This is a genomic window from Marinobacter sp. R17, from assembly GCF_003789045.1.
Lineage (GTDB): Bacteria > Pseudomonadota > Gammaproteobacteria > Pseudomonadales > Oleiphilaceae > Marinobacter_A > Marinobacter_A mangrovi.
Map to the genome: position 1 here is coordinate 264702 of NZ_RHGZ01000002.1, position 19241 is coordinate 283942.

Below are 19241 nucleotides of genomic sequence, written 5' to 3' on the forward strand. Positions count from 1 at the left end.
GTCCGTTCTGGATTTCGCGTTCGACTCAACCTGTGTCCATTAACTTATTGAACCGGTAATTCGAGGAACTTCCATGCAAGTGTCTGTAGAAACGACGTCCAACATCGAGCGTCGAATGACGATTGGTGTGCCCGCTCAGGAAATTGATCAGGCTGTTCAGAAGCGTCTGCAGGAAACCGCGCGCACCGTTCGCCTGAACGGCTTCCGTCCGGGTAAGGTGCCTTTGAGCGTCGTCAAACGTCGTTTTGGAGCGGGTGTTCGCCAGGAAGTGGTCAGCGAAGTCATGCGCGACAGCTACGTCAAGGCGCTGGAAGAGAAGGAAGTGAACCCGGCTGGCTGGCCGCGTTTCGAACCGAAAGTCATGGAAGAGGGCAAAGACCTCGAATTCGTGGCTATTTTCGAAGTGCTGCCGGAAATCGAACTGGCGGATCTGGGCACGATCGAAGTTGAAAAGCCGAAAGCCGAAGTGGCTGACAAAGACGTCGACAAGATGATCGATACCCTGCGTCGCCAGCAGGCCGATATGAAGTCCGTCAAGCGCAAGTCCAAGAAGAAGGACGTTGTGACCATCGACTTTAAAGGTTACATCGACGGTGAAGCTTTCGAAGGCGGTTCCGCTGAAGGCCACAAGCTGACTCTGGGTTCCGGTCAGATGATCCCGGGCTTTGAAGAAGGCATCATCGGCGGCAAGGCCGGTGAAGAGCTGGAAATCGAAGTGACCTTCCCTGAGGATTACCAGAACGAAGAGCTGGCCGGCAAAGCGGCCAAGTTCGAGATCACGATCCACACCGTAGAAGAGCCGATCCTGCCGGAACTGAACCAGGAATTCTTCGAGAAGTTCGGTGTGAACGCCGAAGACGAAGAAGGCTTCCGCGCGGACGTGAAGAAGAACATGGAGCGTGAGCTGAAGCAGGCCGTCTCCAACAAGGTCAAGAACGACGTCGTTGAAGGTCTGGTCGAAGGCAATGACTTCGAAATTCCCCAGGCGTTGATCGACCAGGAAATCGACCGTCTGCGTCAGGACGCCGTCCAGCGCTTTGGCGGCCAGATGCAGATGGATCCGCAGCAGCTGCCGGCTGAACTGTTTACGGATCAGGCCAAGCGCCGCGTCAAGACCGGCCTGCTGTTCCAGGAACTGATTCGTCAGAACGACATCAAAGCCGATGCCGACAAAATCGACGAGAAGATCCAGGAGATCGCATCCACTTACGAATCACCGGATGAGGTGATCGCGCACTACAACAGCAACCCGCAGCAGAAAGCACAGATCGAGTCTGTGGTACTGGAAGACGCGGTTGTTGGCCATGTGCTGGCCCAGGCCAAGGTGAAAGAGAAGAAGATGAAGTACGAAGAAGCCGTTGCTGCTGGCCAACCGCAGCAGGGTTAACGCTTCGTTTCGAAAAGCGACCGTTTCGGGGCGGACATCGCGCCCCGGAACCGCTACGCTGCATTACGGAACAGCCGGAATTTCCGGCTGTTTTTATCTGGGGCGGTCAATTGTCGGGGCGACAGGACAGCACCGTCCCGGATCTTCAAAAGGCATGCTGAGGCCAAATCAAGGCGCGCTCAGTTGACTTCCGGTAGGGTGATCCCCATATCATCCGCTGGATCGTTCATTTAGCTAAGGAGTTCAGGCACATCATGACGCAACAACCGTATAACGGCCCGACCATGGTGACCAATTCCGGTCTTGTCCCGATTGTCATTGAGCAGACTGCCCGTGGTGAGCGCTCTTTCGACATTTATTCCCGGCTGCTCAAGGAGCGTGTCATCTTCATGGTGGGTCCGGTCGAGGACCACATGGCGAACCTGATTGTCGCGCAATTGCTGTTCCTGGAATCCGAAAACCCCGACAAGGATGTGCACCTGTACATCAACAGCCCGGGCGGTTCCGTCACCGCTGGCATGTCCATCTATGACACCATGCAGTTTATCAAGCCGGATGTGGCGACACTCTGTGTCGGCCAGGCGGCCAGCATGGGTGCCTTCCTGCTGGCGGGCGGCGCTGAAGGCAAGCGAGCCTGTCTGCCCAACTCCCGGGTCATGATTCACCAGCCGCTGGGGGGCTATCAGGGCCAGGCGACGGATATCGAGATCCACACCCGTGAGATTCTCAAGATTCGCGAGACCCTGAACCGGCTGTTGGCTCATCACACGGGGCAGGATCTGGAAACCATCGCCCGCGACACGGACCGTGATAACTTCATGGATCCGCAGCAGGCGAAAGACTATGGTCTGATCGACGCCGTACTTGATAAACGCGTGTCGAATAAATAATACTGATTCGGTGGTTTGAAACCGCGGCAGGTCCGGCTGGCAGCGCTGTCCGGACTGGCCAGCAGGCGCCGAATCCAGTAGCAATCAGAAACGTACTACCGTGATCGCATGACGTCTCGCGGGCGTAAGTTGGTAGCGGAATGCAGAATTCCGAGCCGACAGTGAACACGAAAGCCAAGACAGAGGTATTTCAATGGCAGATGACAGAAACGGCAGGGGCGACGATAACGGCAAGTTGCTCTACTGCTCGTTTTGCGGAAAGAGCCAGCATGAAGTCCGCAAGCTCATTGCAGGGCCCTCGGTTTTCATCTGCGACGAGTGTGTCGACCTGTGCAATGACATCATCCGGGAAGAAATCCAGGAGAACGCACAGGAAGAACAGAGCGACCGCCTGCCCAGTCCCGCCGAAATCCGCGACACACTGGATCAGTATGTCATTGGCCAGGACCGTGCCAAGATCGTGTTGTCTGTAGCGGTTTACAACCACTACAAGCGTCTTCGCTACGGCGAGGGCAAGGCGTCGGAAGTCGAGCTCGGCAAGAGTAACATCCTGCTGATCGGCCCGACCGGCAGTGGTAAGACCCTGTTGGCGGAAACCCTGGCGCGCATGCTGAATGTTCCGTTTACCATCGCCGATGCCACCACGCTGACCGAAGCGGGCTATGTCGGTGAGGATGTCGAGAACATCATCCAGAAGCTGCTCCAGAAGTGCGATTACGATGTAGACAAGGCCCAGCGTGGCATCGTCTACATCGATGAAATCGACAAGATTTCGCGCAAATCGGACAATCCGTCCATCACCCGTGACGTCTCCGGTGAGGGTGTCCAGCAGGCGCTGCTGAAACTGATTGAAGGTACGGTGGCTTCCGTGCCACCCCAGGGCGGTCGCAAGCATCCGCAGCAGGAGTTCCTGCAAGTGGATACCGGTAACATCCTGTTCATCTGTGGCGGTGCGTTTGCCGGTTTGGACAAAGTGATTCGTGAACGCTCCGAACGCAGCAGCATCGGTTTCTCCGCGTCGGTGGTCAGCGAGGACGACCGCAAGAGCACCGGCGACATCATCAAGGATGTGGAAACCGAAGATCTGGTCAAATACGGCCTGATTCCCGAGTTCGTCGGTCGTCTGCCGGTGGTAGCCACGCTCACGGAGCTGGACGAAGACGCCTTGGTCCAGATCCTCACCGAGCCGAAGAACGCGTTGACCAAGCAGTACCAGAAGCTCTTCGATATGGAAGACGTCGAGCTCGACTTCCGCGAAGACGCGCTGCGCGCCGTAGCCCGCAAGGCCATGGAGCGCAAGACGGGTGCACGTGGTCTGCGTTCGATCCTCGAGGCGACATTGCTGGACACCATGTACCAGATCCCGTCTGAGCACGATGTCTGCAAGGTGGTGATCGACGAGAGCGTGATCAGCGGTGACTCCGAGCCGTTCAAGATCTACGCCAATAACGATCATGCGAAAGCGGTGCCGGAAGACTGACGGTTCGCCTTAAACGTGATCCAGAAAAAGGGGCGCTTGCGCCCCTTTTTCTGTTTCCGCGACAGAAAAACCACTCCGGGCCAAAACCGGCGCAGTCGGCCATTGTAATCGCGGAAAAAGCCCCCAATCATTAATTCAATGGAAGCTGACGGCCTTCTTTCTATGGCATCATGGAAACAAGGCGGGTCGGCCGGCAATCCGATTCCAAGTCGGGCAGGGCGTTGACGCTTGCACCTGTCCGTATGCCACGTGTTTCAAGACGCGTCAGTCAGAGGATTCTCTATGACATCACTACCTGAAACCCCCATGAACGATTATCCAATGCTTCCGCTGCGGGACGTGGTGGTCTTTCCACACATGGTCGTGCCGCTCTTCGTTGGCCGGGAAAAATCCATCCAGGCCCTGGAAGCTGCCATGGAGGGGAGCAAGGAAATCCTGCTGGTGGCCCAGCGGGATGCGGGTACAGACGACCCGGGCGCGGAAGACGTCTACAACATGGGTACCCTGGCCACGGTTCTGCAGATGCTGAAACTGCCGGATGGCACCGTCAAGGTCCTGGTCGAGGGCAATGCCCGGGCGAGGCTGGAGTCCATTGAGGAAGGTGATTTCCTGACCGCGCGAGGCGCGCTACTGGAGGAAGACACCCTGCCGGAGCGTGAAGAGTCCGTTCTGGTCAAGACGCTGTCCGAGGAGTTTGAGAAGTACGTCAAGCTGTCCAAGAAAGTGCCGTCGGAGGTCACCAACTCCCTGACCGGCATCGACGATCTGGAGCGCCTGGCGGATACGATGGCCGCTCACCTGGAGCTCAAGATCCACGAGAAGCAGGAGCTGCTGGAGACCCTGGACGTACGTCAGCGCGTTGAACTGCTGCTGGGTCGCCTGGACGGCGAAATCGATCTGATCGAGGTCGAGAAGCGGATCCGCGGTCGCGTCAAGAAGCAGATGGAGCGCAGCCAGCGGGAGTACTACCTCAACGAGCAGATGAAGGCCATCCAGAAAGAGATGGGGCAGCTCGGTGAGGGCGGCGGCGACTTCGAAGAGCTGGAGCAGAAGCTTGAGGAAGCCGGCCTGCCGGAAGAAGCCCGCAAGAAAACCGAAGCGGAACTCAACAAGCTCAAGATGATGTCGCCCATGTCGGCGGAAGCCACCGTTGTGCGGGGCTACATCGACTGGATGCTGGCGATCCCCTGGAAGAAGCGCAGCCGCGTGCGTCACGACCTGGAAAAAGCGCGCGACATCCTGGACCAGGATCACTACGGCCTGGATGAGGTCAAGAAGCGGATCCTGGAATACCTGGCGGTCCAGAACCGGGTGAAGAAAATCAAGGGGCCCGTGCTGTGCCTGGTCGGTCCTCCGGGCGTGGGTAAAACGTCGCTGGGCCAGTCCATCGCCCGGGCGACCAACCGCAAATACACGCGGATGGCGCTGGGTGGCGTGCGTGACGAGGCGGAGATCCGCGGTCACCGTAAAACCTATATCGGCGCGCTGCCGGGCAAGCTGTTGCAGAAGCTGTCGAAGGTCGGGGTGAAAAACCCGCTGTTCCTGTTCGACGAGATCGACAAGATGGGCATGGACCATCGTGGCGATCCGGCTTCGGCGCTGCTGGAAGTGCTGGATCCCGAGCAGAACCACACCTTCAACGATCATTACCTGGAAGTGGATTACGACCTGTCGGACGTCATGTTCGTCTGCACGTCCAACTCCATGGACATTCCGCCGGCCCTGCTGGACCGGATGGAGATCATCCGCATCCCGGGTTACACCGAAGATGAGAAGGTCAACATTGCGCGGCAGCACCTGCTGCCCAAGCAGCTCAAGGCCAATGGTCTGCGCAAGAACGAACTGGACGTCTCCGATGACACCCTGCGCGACCTGATCCGCTATTACACGCGCGAGGCGGGTGTGCGGAGCCTGGAGCGTGAGATCGCGAAGATCTGCCGCAAGGTGGTGCGCGAGCACGTGGAAGCCGGCAACACCGAAACGGTCGAGCTGACGCCCGAACTGCTTGAGCACTATTCCGGTGTACGCAGGTTCAAGTACGGCCTGGCGGAAGAATCCAACCAGGTGGGTCAGGTGACCGGTCTGGCCTGGACCCAGGTGGGCGGCGAACTGCTGACCATCGAATGTGCCCTGACCAAAGGTAAGGGCAAGGTGGTCAAGACCGGGTCGCTGGGCGACGTCATGCAGGAGTCGATTCAGGCGGCCCTGACCGTTGTCCGCAGCCGAGCAGCTGGCCTCGGTATCAAGGATGATTTCTACGAGCATCACGACCTGCACATCCACGTTCCCGAGGGCGCCACACCGAAAGATGGCCCCAGTGCCGGTATCGGCATGTGCACCGGCCTGGTCTCTGCCTTGACTGGCATTCCGGTGCGGGCGGACGTCGCCATGACCGGTGAGATCACCCTGCGTGGTCGCGTGCTGGCCATCGGCGGACTCAAGGAAAAGCTGCTTGCGGCGCACCGCGGCGGCATCAAGACGGTCATTATCCCTGAGGAAAATGTTCGGGATCTCAAAGAGATACCCGAGAACATCAAGGAGTCTCTGGATATCCGTCCGGTGACCTGGATCGATCAGGTCCTGGATGTGGCGCTGGCCTATCAGCCGACGCCGGATGCCGGCGACCTGTCCGACAAGGCGACACCGGCCAAATCGCGGGATGAGGAAGGCGAATCCGGCGAACGCATAAATACACATTAAACGGCGAGGCCGTTGTTGACAGCCCTGAGAGCCCGTTGGTATAACTGTTTCGTCCTGAAGCAGCCTGTACCAAGGGCTCCCGGGGTTTTTGCAAGTATTCCGATCGACACCCGATGAACGAAAGGAATAAGAAAACCGAAGAATGGAATTCTCCGACCGCTTGTGCGATAGTCGGGAAGCTCCGAAAAAAACAAACCAACCTATAACATCTTCAACCTGAAATCGAAGGGGTTTAGTGTGAACAAGTCCGAACTTATCGATGCAATCGCAGAGTCAGCTGACATTTCCAAGGCCGGTGCAGGACGTGCCCTGGATGCCATGGTTAACTCCATCACTGACGCTCTGAAAAAAGGCGATCAAGTCACTCTGATCGGCTTTGGTACCTTCTCTGTCAAGGAGCGCGCTGCTCGCACTGGTCGTAACCCGCAGACCGGCGCCGAGATCAAGATCCCGGCCTCCAAGGTTCCTGGCTTCAAGGCTGGCAAGGCCCTGAAAGACGCCGTCAAGTAAGAAGTGGCTTAAGCGGCAATGTCCTGGTGGCATTGCCGGGGTAGTTTCTTCAAGGCATCCGGTCCCGGTAAGTCCAACATACCTGATCATGCTGAAATCTACTGAATAACTGCCCCACAGATTTCGAGGCGCATCCCTTGTCGGGTGCGCCTTTTTACGTTCAGTGTGCTGCTCACGTCAGCCTCTTTCATGAGTCCATGGCAGCCGCTGGTACCCCGACGAACACAAGAACGAGGCCTGACGCGGACACCCGGTAGTAACATCGATAGTCACACCGAGGCTGCCGGTCCGAGCTGACGTCTGGGAGGAACATGCTTCAAGATATCCGGAACAATGCCCAGAGCACGATTGCCAAGGTCATCATCGTGCTGCTGGTAATCGGTCTGTCCATGTTTGGCGTGCGCGCCATCATTGGCGGATTTTCGGGGGAGCCCGAAGTCGCCACCGTCAATGGCAAGGACATCACCGAACGAGAATTTACCCGCACCGTGCAAATGCAGCGTCAGCAGCAGCTGGCCCAGATGGACAATCCCGATCCGTCACTGATCAACGAGGACCAGATCCGCCAGCAGGTCCTGGAAGGGTTGATTCAGCGCACCGTGCTGACCCAGGATGCGGAGGATCAGGGTCTGGCCCTGTCCGAGCAGGATGTCGACAGCCTGATCACCTCCATGCCGCAGTTCCAGGTCGATGGCGAGTTCAATCGTAACGCCTTCGTGGCGGCGGTGCGCAACATGGGCATGGGCGTCGCGGAATTCCGTCAGGCGCTGCGTCGGCAGTTTGCGATCAACCAGATCCGTGCCGGCATCTCCCAGAGTGCCATCGTCAATGCCCAGACCGCGAAGGACATCCTGCGTATCCAGTCTCAGACCCGGACCTTCCAGACCCTGCGCATTCCGGCGTCGGCCGTCGCGGATGACGTCAAGATCAGCGACGACGATATCGCCACGTATTACGACGAGCACAAGGCGGATTTTGTTCAGCCGGAAAGCGTCGATGTGTCCTACATCACCCTGTCCATTGATGACCTGGCCAAGCAGGAAGACATCAGCGAGGACGCGGTGCGCGATCTCTATGAGCAGCGCAAGCAGGACCTCGGTGGCGAAGAGCAGCGCCGGGCCTCCCACATCCTGATCGAGGATGGGGATGACGCCCAGAAAACGGCGCAGGAAGTCGAGAAGAAGCTGGCCGACGGAGCCGACTTCGCCAAGCTGGCCAAGGAATACTCGGCGGATCCGGCATCCGCCCAGCAGGGCGGCGATCTGGGATACGCCGGCAAAGGCGTCTACGACAGCGCGTTCGAGAAGGCACTGTTCAGCCTGAAAGACGGCGAGATCTCCGATCCGGTCAAGACCCAGTACGGTTACCACATCATCAAGCTGACCGGCGTCCGCAAGACGGAAGCGCCCTCGTTTGATGAGATGAAGGACGACCTGCGCCAGGAACTGGCTCGCCAGAAAGCGGGTAAGACCTTCTCCGAAATTCGGACCAAACTGGCGGACATTTCCTATTCCGATCCCAGCCTGGAAGGTCCGGCCAAGGACCTGAACCTGACCATCCAGACTCGCGACGATGTGAAGCGTAAGGGCAACAAGGCACCGTTCGATCACGAAGGCCTGCTGCGCCAGCTGTTCAGCGACGACGTACTCAGCGGCGAGTTCAACACCGAAGTCATCGACGTGGACAAGAGTACGTCGGTGGTCGCACATGTGCGTAAGCACCATCCGGAAGAGCAGCTGTCGCTGGATGCGGTCAAGGATCGTATACACGATCAGCTGCGCGCCAAACGGATCAGCGAAGCACTGGCCGACAAGAGCAAGGCGTTGGTTGAGCGTCTTAAGCAGGGCGATGCGCCCGGTGACGTAGCCGCTGCGGTGAACGGTGAATGGCAAAGCCACGATGCGGTCAGCCGTAATGCCGGCGACGTTGAGTTTGACGTGATCCGGTCCGCCTTCAGCATGCCGCGCCCGGCCAGTGATGACAGCAGCACCTACGACTGGGTGAACGGTGCCCAGCGTGCCGTGGTCATCGAGTTGAACAAGGTTACCGACGGCAAGGTCGAGGGCAAGGAGGACCAGATCAAGGCCCTGACCCAGTACCTGAACAACCAGCGTGGCCAGCGTGAATACGCCGCCTACGTGCAGTCACTGCGTGACAGTGCCGAGGTGGAGCGCCCCTGATCCGGGTGGGTTTCAAACCATGAAAAAGGCAGGGCCTAGGCCCTGCCTTTTTTGTGTCTGCGCAGTATGGATGGGAAGGCGATCAGTTCACAGGGACGCCAGCACCCTGGGCGCCCGACTGGACCTGCTCGAAGACGGCGACCGACAGCGCCGGCACGTTGAAGTCACCGCCCGAGAAGGTGGCAGCGACATCGCCGTTGAGTTCGGTGTGCAGCGAAAAGCCGGACAGGGATGTGGACAGGGTCTGTGCATCGGGCGAAGCATTGATGATGACCATCAGTGCGTCCCGTGCGCTGTCCAGATCGGCGCCCGCGCCAGTGCCGTCGTCCAGACTGAAGGCCAGCAGGCCGGGAATCTGGTCCGGCCCGGTGTTGTGGAACGACAGGCGCTGCTTGACGTCGGCGCCGGTGGTTAGATGGAACAGCGGTGAATCCCGCCGGATACGCAGCAGGTCGGCCACGGCGTCACGGGCATAGGCAATGTCCGCCTGCGTGGGTTCGGCGTTGGGATTGGCGATGATGTCACCGATCAGGTCCCAGTTGTCGCCGTCTTTGTCCTCCCGGGGCAGACCGCGATTCCAGGCAGTGTCCTGATAGCTGAAGTCCACCGCATTGAACCAGTCGCCCGAGTCGTAGCTGTCCCGTTGCATGGATTTGGAACGCAGGATATCCGCGCCCATCTGCATGAAGGGAATGCCCTGACTCAGCAGCGGCACCGCCAGGCCAATCACCTGCATGCTGGCGCGGTCGTGACTGGAGACCGAGGTGGCGATCTTGTACTGGTTGTTGTCCCAAAGCGTCTGGTTGTCGTGCTTGGACACGTAGTTCACCAGTTCCTGTGGATCCTCGGTGTAGCCGGCTGCCTGACCGTTATAGTCGATGTCCGCGCCGGTGCGGACGTCGCCGGACGCCGTCTCGAAGCTGAAGTCCTTGAGACCACCGGTAATGCCCACACGGATCCAGTCGAGGGTCGAGAGCAGGGTCTGCTTCTCGTCGTCGGAACCGCTGTTCATCTCGTTGGGCAGGGTGTACAGGCCGTTGGCGAACCCCTGGTTCTGACGCAGGGCATCGCCCCCGTCGAACGGACCGCCGCCTCGCACGGCATCCCGCAGGCGATCGTTGAAGGAGCCGATGCCGGAACCACCGAGATTGGCCTGGATCGCGTTCACGCCGCGGGCATTGTCGGCCACTTCGCCAAAGTTCCACCCCTCTCCGTAGAAATAGGTGTCCGGGTCGACGGCTTGAACGGCTGCCAACGCGTGCGTCATGTTGCGCAGCATGTGATGGCCCATCAGGTCGAAGCGGAAGCCCGAGATGTCATAGGCGTCGGCCCAGGTGACCAGGGAGTCGGTCATCAGCTTTTCCATCATCGCGTGTTCAGACGCGGTGTTCTCGCAGCAGGAGGACTGTTCCACGGCGCCGGTCTGCGGATCCAGGCGGTGGTAATAGCCGGGCACCAGTTTATCGAGTACCGACTTATCGGCCATGCCCGAAGCGTTGGTGTGGTTGTAGACCACGTCCATCACCACGTTGAATCCCATGTCGGTCAATGCCTTGACCATCTGACGGAATTCCAGGATGCGGGGAACGCCTTCGGCGTCTGAGGCGTAGCTGCCTTCCGGCACGGTGTAGTGCGCCGGATCGTAGCCCCAGTTGAAGCTGTCCAGCCCGCGCAGGGTGTCATAGAGAGCCTGGGCATTGCCGGTGGTCGGGTCGAAGGATTCAAGCACTGAGCGGATGCTGCCGGCACTGCATTGGTCCGCCCACTCGGTCGCCGCGGCGTCGGACAGGTCACACAGGCGACTGAAATCGTCGTCGATATCGACCACCTGCGACGGATCTTCATTGACCGTGGCAAAGTCGAACGTGGGCAGCAGATGAATGTGGGTGACCCCAGCCGCGGCGAGTTGCTGCAGGTGCTGCACGCCGGCACCGCCGCTGTCGCTGAAGGCGGCGTACTTACCACGATCGTCCGCCGGTACCGAACTGTCGCCGGCGCTGAAATCGCGGATGTGGGTTTCGTACACCACAACGTCTTCCGGTTGGTCGACGGCGGGCGGGGTCAGGCTGTCCCAGCCGCTGGGTTTGAGGTCGGCGTCGTCCAGGTCCACTACCTGCGCGTACTGGCCATTGGTGGAGAGACTCAGGGCGTATGGGTCCGTGGCAAAGGCGTCTTCGACGTTGCCGGTCTCCGGATGATAGGCCGTGACCTCATACTGGTAATACTGGCGGTCCAGCGAGAGTGGTCCGGAGTATTCCCAGACACCGGGATGAGCGTCGTCCTTTGTCATATCGACGGGGTAGCCGGTGAGCGCGGTTTTCGCGTTGTCGAAGACGTGCAGGCGCACGGATTGGGCGGTCGGAGCCCAGACCCGGAACGTGACTCCGCTGCCGGTGACGGTGGCCCCGAGCGGTCCGTCGTAGCGATACAGGTCATCCAGCACACCGGGAATCTGCACCTTCGTGGCGCTCATCAGCTCGTCATTGCTGTTGTAGGCCGCCGCGACCAGTTGGCCCCTTAACGCTGCTTTGCGAGAGCCGGCGTCCAGGGGCACCGAGTAGGCCGGCCAATCGGCCAGGTGGGGAAAGGCCTCCGCTGCATCGCTGGATAGCGTGCCGGCGGTGAGTTCGACCGACTGCCCGCCAACGAGTGCGCCGTCGCTGACGTGGATACCGGCATCGGTGTCGTAACGCAACTCGACCCGAGCGGCGTTCCCGGCATCGTCCCAGACCAGGGTTTGCCGATCGACCCAGTGGGCACTGGCGCCGTCGATGGTGATGTCGCTGCTGACCGGGCTGGTGTAGATCTCACCGGAGCCGCTGAGGGTAAAGACCCGGCGGCCCAGCTCGTCCAGATGCCAGATCATGTCGTTGCCACCAAGGTCCTTGCTGTCTCCGTTGTGCATGATGAAGTTGATGCACCCGGCCTCGTCGGTCAGGTCGATCAGGTAGTAGGCGCCGTAAGTGTCGCTGACACCATCCGCGACATGAGCGCTGGTCCACTCGGTCGGGTTTGCAACGCCGGAGCAGCTGTCGGTGTTCCACAGATGCAGTCCCCAGCCGTCGTAGGTGGCGTCGGGTCGTTTGTAGTAGAGCACTGCCTCGTTGGCACCGGGGTCGATCAGGGGCTCGGTGGTGTCGCCGTCGGACGACCCGTCATTGCCCTGATCGGTCTTGCAGCCGGTCAGACCCGCCGCAAGGGCGAAGGCCAGGACCAGCGGAAGGGTTTTGCGCTGATTCATGAGAAGCATTCCTTGTACGGTTGTTGTTTTTGGTACTGCGCAAGGAAATGGTCGCCGGTTGTAGTGTCTCTCCACATCCTCTGGAGGACGATTCATTGCGGCGTAGAAGGCGGGGCGTAACGGGGGGGTGGAGGGCAAGAAAAAACCTCCGGGCCCGAAGGTGCGGAGGTTTTCGGCTACCGAGTTCCCGGCCGGGAAGGAAGGGCCGGCCGGGTGTCAGGCGGGTATTACCACCAGGCTTCCATCTGGACGCCCAGTTGGATGTCACCGTCAACGCCCTCGCCAGCACGGGCTGCTTCGGCGCGGTCACCGAAGAAGGTGGCGGCGTAGGCACGGATCACCGGGCGGGCCCAGTAGTTGCCACCGGCGGACCACTGCTGGGCAATGGCGACCTTCTGCAGGTTGGAGGACTCGTCCTCACCGATGAACTGGGCGTCGTCGTAACCGACTTCAACCGCCGTGCTCAGAACCGGTGACCACTTGTAGGTCGGACGGATGACAATGCTGGTGCGCTCGGCATCGTCCTGATTGCTGTTGGACGCGGAGCCTTGCTGATAGAGGGCGGAGTAGCCCATTTCCCAGTTGCCGCCCAGGGTAATCACACCGTGATCCAGGATGCGCCAACTGCTGTCCATGTAGCTTCCGTTCGAATCATTTTCGTTGTCGACACGGCCACCACCGCCGGCTTCAAAGGCCGCGAAGCCCATGGAATCGGCGCCATACTGCAGGACGAACTTGTTGAACCCACCCATGATGCCGGTGGAGAGTTCCGCGGTCAGGAAATAACCGTTCTCGTCGTTGAAGCCAGCGTCTTCCTGCTGGTCGGTCAGGTCGGCCATGCCGTAGATGCCTGCCAGCATGAGGGTGCTGGAACCAACCGGGAATGCGTATCGCACATCCAGCTTGTTGTTCTGGACGAATTCGTCGCCGTCCGGGTTGTCGTGGTTGATGAACGCCAGGGACAGCTTGCCGGCACCGGCCTGGATGTTCTCGACACCACCGCCGTAACCGGAGTCGTTCAGGTAATAGAAGTCCAGATGATGGACGTCGTGGCGCTGGTAGTAGCGTTTACCCGCCCACAAAGTGGCGCCGGGCAGCGACTCGATCACGTTGTTGCCGGAGATATACAGCTGGCGGAGTGAAGTGTTACCGCCGTCATAGCCGCCGCCGGATTCATTGTAGCTATAGCTTTGGAAGTCGTTGCCCTGATTGTCGGCGCCGTAAGACACCATGGAATCAAAACGGAAGGTTTTTCCGTCTTCGTTATAGAGTTCGTCGCCCAGCCCGATTTCGGCGTAGGTGTCGCACTCATCGGCCAGACGACCCACATAGTGCCCGGCTGCACCGCTACCGAAACAGGTCTGCTCGCCGCCGCTCTGGAGATTGGTGGAAGCGCCCGCGCGGGCATACCCAGTGAAGTCGACAGCGGCAGCGGGTGTGGCCAGCGCAGCGGATGCGATGGCTGCGGCAATCGGAGTCAGTCTGAAGATTGCTCTCTTGTTGTTTTGCATCATTTGTATCCTGTGCATTTTTGTCTTGTTTGAGCGCCAGGGTCCCGTCACCGTCGTGACGGCCGGGTCAGCGGCCGACAGGCCAGGCAACGGAACCCGCCTGAAGCGCGCGGTAGGGCACGCTTGGTCGGCTTCCGGCCCATATATCGGGAAACCCGTATTCATACTCCGTAATGCACAACGGTGCCGCATCATCCGGGGGCGGAGAATTAGGGGGGGAGTGTCAGGGGGGAGGAGGGGCGTAGCGTTGGATGGGGCAGCGACGACCGGGGGCGGCCGCCGCTTTCGGGCTGCTTACTCGGCGCTGAAGCGCGTCGGCTTGAGGCTGTCCTTGATCTTCTTCAGGTGGCTCTGGAAGTCGGCACCGCGTTTGAGGGTCACGCCGGTGGCCAGGATGTCGATGATCATCAGGTGGATGATGCGCGAGGTCATGGGCATATAGACCTCCGTATCCTCCGGGGCCGTGACTTCCAGTGCTACCGTGCAGGCGCGGGACAGAGGAGAGTCCGGCGCCGTGATGCCGATGACGGTGGCCCCGTTGCTGCGGGCCGCTTCGGCAATATCGACCAGCTCCCGGGTGCGGCCGGTATAGGAAATCACCACGATCACGTCCCCGGTATGGCTGCCGGCAGCGACCATCCGCTGCATCAGCGCATCGTCATAGGCGATGACCGGAATATTGAAGCGGAAAAACTTGTGTTGCGCATCCAGGGCAACGGGGGCCGAGCCGCCCATGCCGAAAAAATTGATCTGCTTGGCCTGGATCAGGTAATCGATGGCGGCACCCAGGGCGACCGGGTTCAGCACCTGTCGAGCCTTGTCGAGGCTGGCGATGGTGCTCAGCACGATCTTGTCGGAGAAGGTGGCGACGTCATCGTCCGGCCTCACGTTCTGACTGACGTACGGGGTTCCGGTTGCGATGCTCTGGGCCAGTTGAATCTTGAAATCCGGGAAGCCGGACGTGGAAAAGCCGCGGCAGAACCGGTTCACGGTCGGTTCGCTGACGTCTGCGGCCCGGGCCAGGGCGGCAATGCTGTAGCGAGTGGCGGCGGTGGGGTCACGCAGGATGGCTTCGGCGACCTTGCGCTCGGACTTGTTCAGGGTGTCCAGTTTGCCCTGGATCTGTTCCAGCAGATTGGGCGTGGCTGTCTCGTTTGTTGTCGTCATGTTTGGCTATCCCGCTATCACTCTGCTTCACTGAAAGTGCGTTATTAATCGACGATGCTCCGCGGTACTGCGTTGCCATTCATCGTGCGTGCCATTCCGAACCGCTGATCGCTGGCTCAGCATGAGCTGCGCCGGTCGTTGCTCTCTCGCCCCGACAGATGGAGTCTGTCCCGGGCCTTTGCGACCGTTAAGGGCGCGAATTATACCGGTTTTAACCGGCCTCATGTGTAGTAAAGTAGTCAAAAGATCCGAAAAAATCTTGGAATCCGTCCTTTTTAATGCGATTATTTTGTCAAAATTACTACATAGCGGCGCCCGAGCAACGCTACCGTCTGAAAGTAACGGTGTCGTCTGCGATTAATCAGCCGCGGAATCCCTCAGAAACCAGGTTGAAGGACTGTCACAAGAATGAGCCGGAAAAACGAGAACCAGTGTGACCTGATCATGTTCGGCGCGCTGGGGGATTTGGCGCAGCGTAAACTGTTTCCTGCGCTCTACCAACTGGAAGCGGCCGGTCTGCTGGCGCCCAAGACACGCATTCTCGCCCTGGCGCGGCAGGATCTGGACACCGATGGCGCCCGTGAGCAGCTGCGTGCCAAGCTCAAGGAGCACGTGAAGCCGGCCGAGATGGACGAGAAGGTCATGACTCGCATTCTCTCGCGCATCGACTATCTCAAGCTGGATTTCGGCACCGCCGATGATTACGTCGGCCTGCGTCAGTGGCGTGAGTCCGGTGGCGGGGCACTGATTGTCTATATGGCCACACCGCCCGCCCTGTACGGGATGATTGCCCGCAACCTGAGGGAGACCGACTGCATTGACGCGGCCACTCGCGTGGTCGTCGAAAAGCCGATCGGTCACGACCTGGAGTCGTCCTATGAGATCAACGATCAACTGGCCGAAGTCTTCAACGAAAACCAGCTGTTCCGGATCGACCATTACCTGGGTAAGGAAACCGTCCAGAACCTGATCGCCCTGCGTTTCGCCAACAACCTGTTTGCCTCGCAGTGGAACCAGGACCACATCTCCCACGTCGAAATCACCGTGGCGGAAAGTGTCGGCATCGAAGGCCGCTGGGGCTATTTCGATCAGGCCGGTCAGATGCGGGACATGATCCAGAACCACCTGCTTCAACTGCTGTGCCTGATCGCCATGGATCCGCCGTCGGACCTGTCTGCGGACAGTATCCGGGATGAGAAGGTCAAAGTGCTCAAGGCGCTGCGTCCGATTACGCCGGATCTGGTGGAAACCCACCTGGTTCGTGGCCAGTACACGGCCGGTACGGCAGCGGGCAAACCGGTGCCGGGTTATCTCGAAGAAGAAGATGCAGTGCGTGGCAGCACCACCGAGACCTTTGTGGCCCTGAAGGCGGAAATCTCGAACTGGCGCTGGTCCGGGGTTCCGTTCTACATCCGGACCGGCAAACGGATGCCGGAGAAGCTTTCGCAGATCATCATCCACTTCAAGCCGGCGCCGCATTACATCTTTGACCCGGACCAGAAGCATCTGGCCAATAACAAGCTCATTATCCGTCTGCAGCCGGATGAGGGGATGTCACTGCAGATCCTGACCAAGGATCAGGGGCTGGACAAAGGCATGCGCCTGCGCCAGGGCCCGCTGGAGCTGACGTTCTCCGAAGCCTTCAAGCAGGCCCGCATCCCCGACGCCTACGAGCGACTGCTGTGGGAAACCATGAAGGGGAACCAGTACCTCTTCGTGCGTCGAGACGAAGTGGAGTACGCGTGGCGCTGGGTGGACCAGGTCATCTCCAACTGGGAAGAGCACGCGTCGCCGCCCAAGCGCTACGCGGCTGGAACCTGGGGGCCGGTCGCTTCCATTGCCCTGATCACCCGTGACGGCAGGAGCTGGTATGAAGATGCCTGATATCGATTGGCCGTCCACCGTGAATCCCGTCATTGGAGAGAGTGCCGAAGAGGTGGCGGGCAAGCTGGCAGATGCGGTTGCCGAAAGGCTCGAACAGGCGCTGGCGAGTCGCGACCGGGCCAGCATAGCCCTGTCTGGTGGCAGTACGCCCAAGCCGTTTTTTGAAAGGCTGCGGGACAAACCGCTGGATTGGTCGCGGGTGGACGTCACCCTGGCCGACGAGCGGTGGGTGCCGTTCGAATCCAGCGACAGCAATGAGCGCCTGCTGCGTGAGCATTTCCTGCAGGGCGCCGCTGCCAAGGCCCGCTTTATCGGCATGAAGCAGGCGCATGAAAGCGCCAATGCGGGTCAGCCGCTGGCCGAGCAGGCCCTGTCCGAACTGGCCTGGCCACTGGACGTGCTGGTGCTGGGGATGGGGAGCGATGGCCACACGGCTTCCCTGTTCCCGGATGCGCCTGAAATTGATCGGGCGCTGGATGTCAGTCAGCCAGACCGTTGTATGGCGTTGCATCCGGCCTCCCAGTCCCAGGCGCGCCTGTCGCTGACCCGGCGGGCCCTGGAGAACGCGGGCTGGATAGCCCTTCACCTGAAAGGCGAGGACAAGATGGACACCCTGCGCGCGGCCATGGACGACATGGCTGCCGTGCGCGAGATGCCGATCCGGTTATTCCTCAGCCTGGGGCTCAATCTGTTCTGGAGCCCCTGAATTCCCCGTATACAGAGAGACGATCTGCAATGCCTTCATTATTGACAGAAGCTCATCGGCAACAGGTTCAGGCGCTGCTGGCAGCCTGCCCGCTGGTACCGGTGATTGCTATTAACAAGCCGGAAGACGCGCTGCCGCTGGGTAAGGCGCTGGTGGCCGGCGGCATCAACATCCTCGAAATCACCTTGCGTACGCCCTATGGTCTCGACGCCATTCGTGAGCTGCGCGCCGAGCTGCCCGATGTGTGGGTGGGTGCGGGTACCGTGACCACGGTTGAGCAATACAAGCAGGTTGAGGAAGCGGGTGCGCAATTCGTGATTACGCCGGGTCTGACTGAGGCGCTGCTGGATTACGCGATTACCGCCAAGGCGCCGTTACTGCCGGGCGTGTCGACCCTCTCTGAGATGATGATGGGTTATCAGCGCGGTTTCCGTCACTTCAAATTCTTCCCGGCCGAAGCGTCCGGTGGCAAGGCGGCCCTGAAGGCCTTCTCCGGTCCGTTCCCGGACGTAGTGTTCTGTCCCACCGGCGGTATCGGTAAGGATACAGCCAAGGACTACCTGGCGCTGAGCAACGTCGCAGCCGTTGGCGGTAGCTGGCTGACACCGAAAGACGCGATCGAGGCCGGTGACTGGGAACGAGTGACCGAAATCTCCCGGGAGAGTCTGGCTCTGCTGAAGTGACTGGGTGGTTGTAAAGAGTAGTTGGGTTGGGCGCCTTCGGGCGCCCTTTTTTTGTGCGCCCGGCACGGGCGCACTCCTGGAGGTGCAAATCCTCCCGTGAGCTGGCCACAGCGAGCGAAGTGAAGCGCAACTGCGGAAGGGCGACCGACCGTGGGGAGGAAGCGTGGAGCGTAAACCGTGAGCCGATGAACAAGAATCGGATACGAGGCGCTGCCGAGCAGGGCGAGCGGGCAAGAAGCCGCGAAGCTCTTGTGGCCAAGGCGAGGTGACGTATATCCGGCGGTTGTGCGGTGAAGGAGTGTGTTCTTACCCGGGGAGATCTCGCCTTGTGCCTGAAAGGGTGACGTGGCAACGCGGAGCGAGAAGTCAGCAGAGGCCATAGTAGTTCCGGTATGGAACGAAGGGCCGAACGAGAAGGAGCGTCAAACGCCTTGTCGATGAACCCTGTCATGCATCAGATGCCCGCACCGGCGGGGCGGGTTGCGAACGAAGAGGTGAAGCCTTGCCGACCGTAACCAGCGATGAAACCGGGCTCCCGCGACGAGAACCGGAGGGCGCAGGGCGAAGCCTGCTGGAGCAGGCGTTCGCACGAGAGAATATGCAACGGGCATGGAAGCGCGTGAAGGCCAACAAGGGAGCGGCGGGTATCGACGGTCTGGACATTGCCCAGACCGCCGAACACCTGCAATGGGCCTGGCCAGAACTCCGTCAGCAGTTGCTGGACGGCGCCTACCGGCCACAACCGGTCCGCCGGGTCGGTATCCCGAAAGCGGACGGCCGTGAACGGGAACTGGGTATTCCCACCGTGACCGACCGTCTGATCCAGCAAGCACTACTGCAGGTGCTGCAACCTCTGATCGATCCCACCTTCAGCGAGCACAGCTACGGCTTCCGTCCGGGCC

Annotated in this window: 12 protein-coding genes and 1 pseudogene; 10 read left to right on the plus strand and 3 right to left on the minus strand. The window is 60.1% G+C overall.

Annotated features, from left to right (window positions below; genetic code table 11):
* Positions 1 to 73: 73 nt before the first annotated feature.
* The 6 genes from tig (at position 74) to EB809_RS03240 (ending at position 9147) form a co-directional block, all read left to right on the plus strand.
* Positions 74 to 1387 carry a trigger factor gene (gene tig, locus EB809_RS03215; RefSeq protein ID WP_123633357.1) on the plus strand — a complete coding sequence of 438 codons (1314 nt, stop codon included), beginning with the start codon at positions 74 to 76 and terminating at the stop codon, positions 1385 to 1387.
* A 254-nt stretch (positions 1388 to 1641) separates the two neighbouring features.
* Complete coding sequence (gene clpP / locus EB809_RS03220; protein ID WP_123633358.1) at positions 1642 to 2277, plus strand: ATP-dependent Clp endopeptidase proteolytic subunit ClpP; 636 nt, start codon at positions 1642 to 1644, stop codon at positions 2275 to 2277.
* 193 nt (positions 2278 to 2470) lie between these two features.
* Positions 2471 to 3757 carry an ATP-dependent Clp protease ATP-binding subunit ClpX gene (gene clpX / locus EB809_RS03225; RefSeq protein WP_123633359.1) on the plus strand — a complete coding sequence of 429 codons (1287 nt, stop codon included), beginning with the start codon at positions 2471 to 2473 and terminating at the stop codon, positions 3755 to 3757.
* Between the two features lie 306 nt (positions 3758 to 4063).
* Positions 4064 to 6457, plus strand: a complete 2394-nt coding sequence (gene lon / locus EB809_RS03230) for an endopeptidase La (protein WP_407944040.1) — start codon at positions 4064 to 4066, stop codon at positions 6455 to 6457.
* 237 nt (positions 6458 to 6694) lie between these two features.
* Positions 6695 to 6967 (plus strand): HU family DNA-binding protein, encoded by a 273-nt coding sequence (locus tag EB809_RS03235; protein ID WP_123633361.1) that lies wholly within the window; start codon positions 6695 to 6697, stop codon positions 6965 to 6967.
* A 311-nt stretch (positions 6968 to 7278) separates the two neighbouring features.
* Positions 7279 to 9147: a SurA N-terminal domain-containing protein gene (locus EB809_RS03240; protein ID WP_123633362.1), complete on the plus strand. Its 1869-nt coding sequence runs from the start codon at positions 7279 to 7281 to the stop codon at positions 9145 to 9147.
* A gap of 82 nt (positions 9148 to 9229) precedes the next feature.
* Here the strand turns inward: EB809_RS03240 and pulA are convergent, their stop codons facing one another.
* From pulA to EB809_RS03255, 3 genes are all read right to left on the minus strand, one after another.
* Entirely contained in the window at positions 9230 to 12388 is a 3159-nt protein-coding gene (pulA, locus tag EB809_RS03245) for a pullulanase-type alpha-1,6-glucosidase (protein ID WP_123633363.1), read from the minus strand.
* A 227-nt stretch (positions 12389 to 12615) separates the two neighbouring features.
* Positions 12616 to 13902 (minus strand): maltoporin LamB, encoded by a 1287-nt coding sequence (gene lamB / locus EB809_RS03250; protein ID WP_223807790.1) that lies wholly within the window; start codon positions 13900 to 13902, stop codon positions 12616 to 12618.
* A gap of 291 nt (positions 13903 to 14193) precedes the next feature.
* Positions 14194 to 15066 (minus strand): MurR/RpiR family transcriptional regulator, encoded by an 873-nt coding sequence (locus tag EB809_RS03255; RefSeq protein WP_123633364.1) that lies wholly within the window; start codon positions 15064 to 15066, stop codon positions 14194 to 14196.
* Positions 15067 to 15474: 408 nt separating this feature from the next.
* On the opposite strand from EB809_RS03255, the gene zwf reads away from it, so the two are divergent.
* From zwf to EB809_RS03280, 4 genes and pseudogenes are all read left to right on the plus strand, one after another.
* Positions 15475 to 16950 (plus strand): glucose-6-phosphate dehydrogenase, encoded by a 1476-nt coding sequence (gene zwf / locus EB809_RS03260; RefSeq protein ID WP_123633365.1) that lies wholly within the window; start codon positions 15475 to 15477, stop codon positions 16948 to 16950.
* Positions 16937 to 17656 (plus strand): 6-phosphogluconolactonase, encoded by a 720-nt coding sequence (gene pgl, locus EB809_RS03265; protein ID WP_123633366.1) that lies wholly within the window; start codon positions 16937 to 16939, stop codon positions 17654 to 17656. The genes zwf and pgl overlap by 14 nt, the downstream gene beginning before the upstream one ends.
* A 29-nt stretch (positions 17657 to 17685) precedes the next feature.
* Positions 17686 to 18339, plus strand: coding sequence for a bifunctional 4-hydroxy-2-oxoglutarate aldolase/2-dehydro-3-deoxy-phosphogluconate aldolase (locus EB809_RS03270; protein WP_123633367.1), 654 nt, complete (start codon positions 17686 to 17688; stop codon positions 18337 to 18339).
* 502 nt (positions 18340 to 18841) lie between these two features.
* Positions 18842 to 19241, plus strand: a pseudogene (locus EB809_RS03280) (group II intron reverse transcriptase/maturase); the annotation flags it as partial.

Excerpts from the sequence above, each read along its gene's own strand:
- tig (WP_123633357.1), top strand. The coding sequence starts at position 74 with ATGCAAGTGTCTGTAGAAACGACGTCCAACATCGAGCGTCGAATGACG.
- clpP (WP_123633358.1), top strand. The coding sequence starts at position 1,642 with ATGACGCAACAACCGTATAACGGCCCGACCATGGTGACCAATTCCGGT.
- clpX (WP_123633359.1), top strand. The coding sequence starts at position 2,471 with ATGGCAGATGACAGAAACGGCAGGGGCGACGATAACGGCAAGTTGCTC.
- lon (WP_407944040.1), top strand. The coding sequence starts at position 4,064 with ATGAACGATTATCCAATGCTTCCGCTGCGGGACGTGGTGGTCTTTCCA.
- EB809_RS03240 (WP_123633362.1), top strand. The coding sequence starts at position 7,279 with ATGCTTCAAGATATCCGGAACAATGCCCAGAGCACGATTGCCAAGGTC.
- pulA (WP_123633363.1), bottom strand. The coding sequence starts at position 12,388 with ATGAATCAGCGCAAAACCCTTCCGCTGGTCCTGGCCTTCGCCCTTGCG.
- lamB (WP_223807790.1), bottom strand. The coding sequence starts at position 13,902 with ATGATGCAAAACAACAAGAGAGCAATCTTCAGACTGACTCCGATTGCC.
- EB809_RS03255 (WP_123633364.1), bottom strand. The coding sequence starts at position 15,066 with ATGACGACAACAAACGAGACAGCCACGCCCAATCTGCTGGAACAGATC.
- zwf (WP_123633365.1), top strand. The coding sequence starts at position 15,475 with ATGAGCCGGAAAAACGAGAACCAGTGTGACCTGATCATGTTCGGCGCG.
- pgl (WP_123633366.1), top strand. The coding sequence starts at position 16,937 with ATGAAGATGCCTGATATCGATTGGCCGTCCACCGTGAATCCCGTCATT.
- EB809_RS03270 (WP_123633367.1), top strand. The coding sequence starts at position 17,686 with ATGCCTTCATTATTGACAGAAGCTCATCGGCAACAGGTTCAGGCGCTG.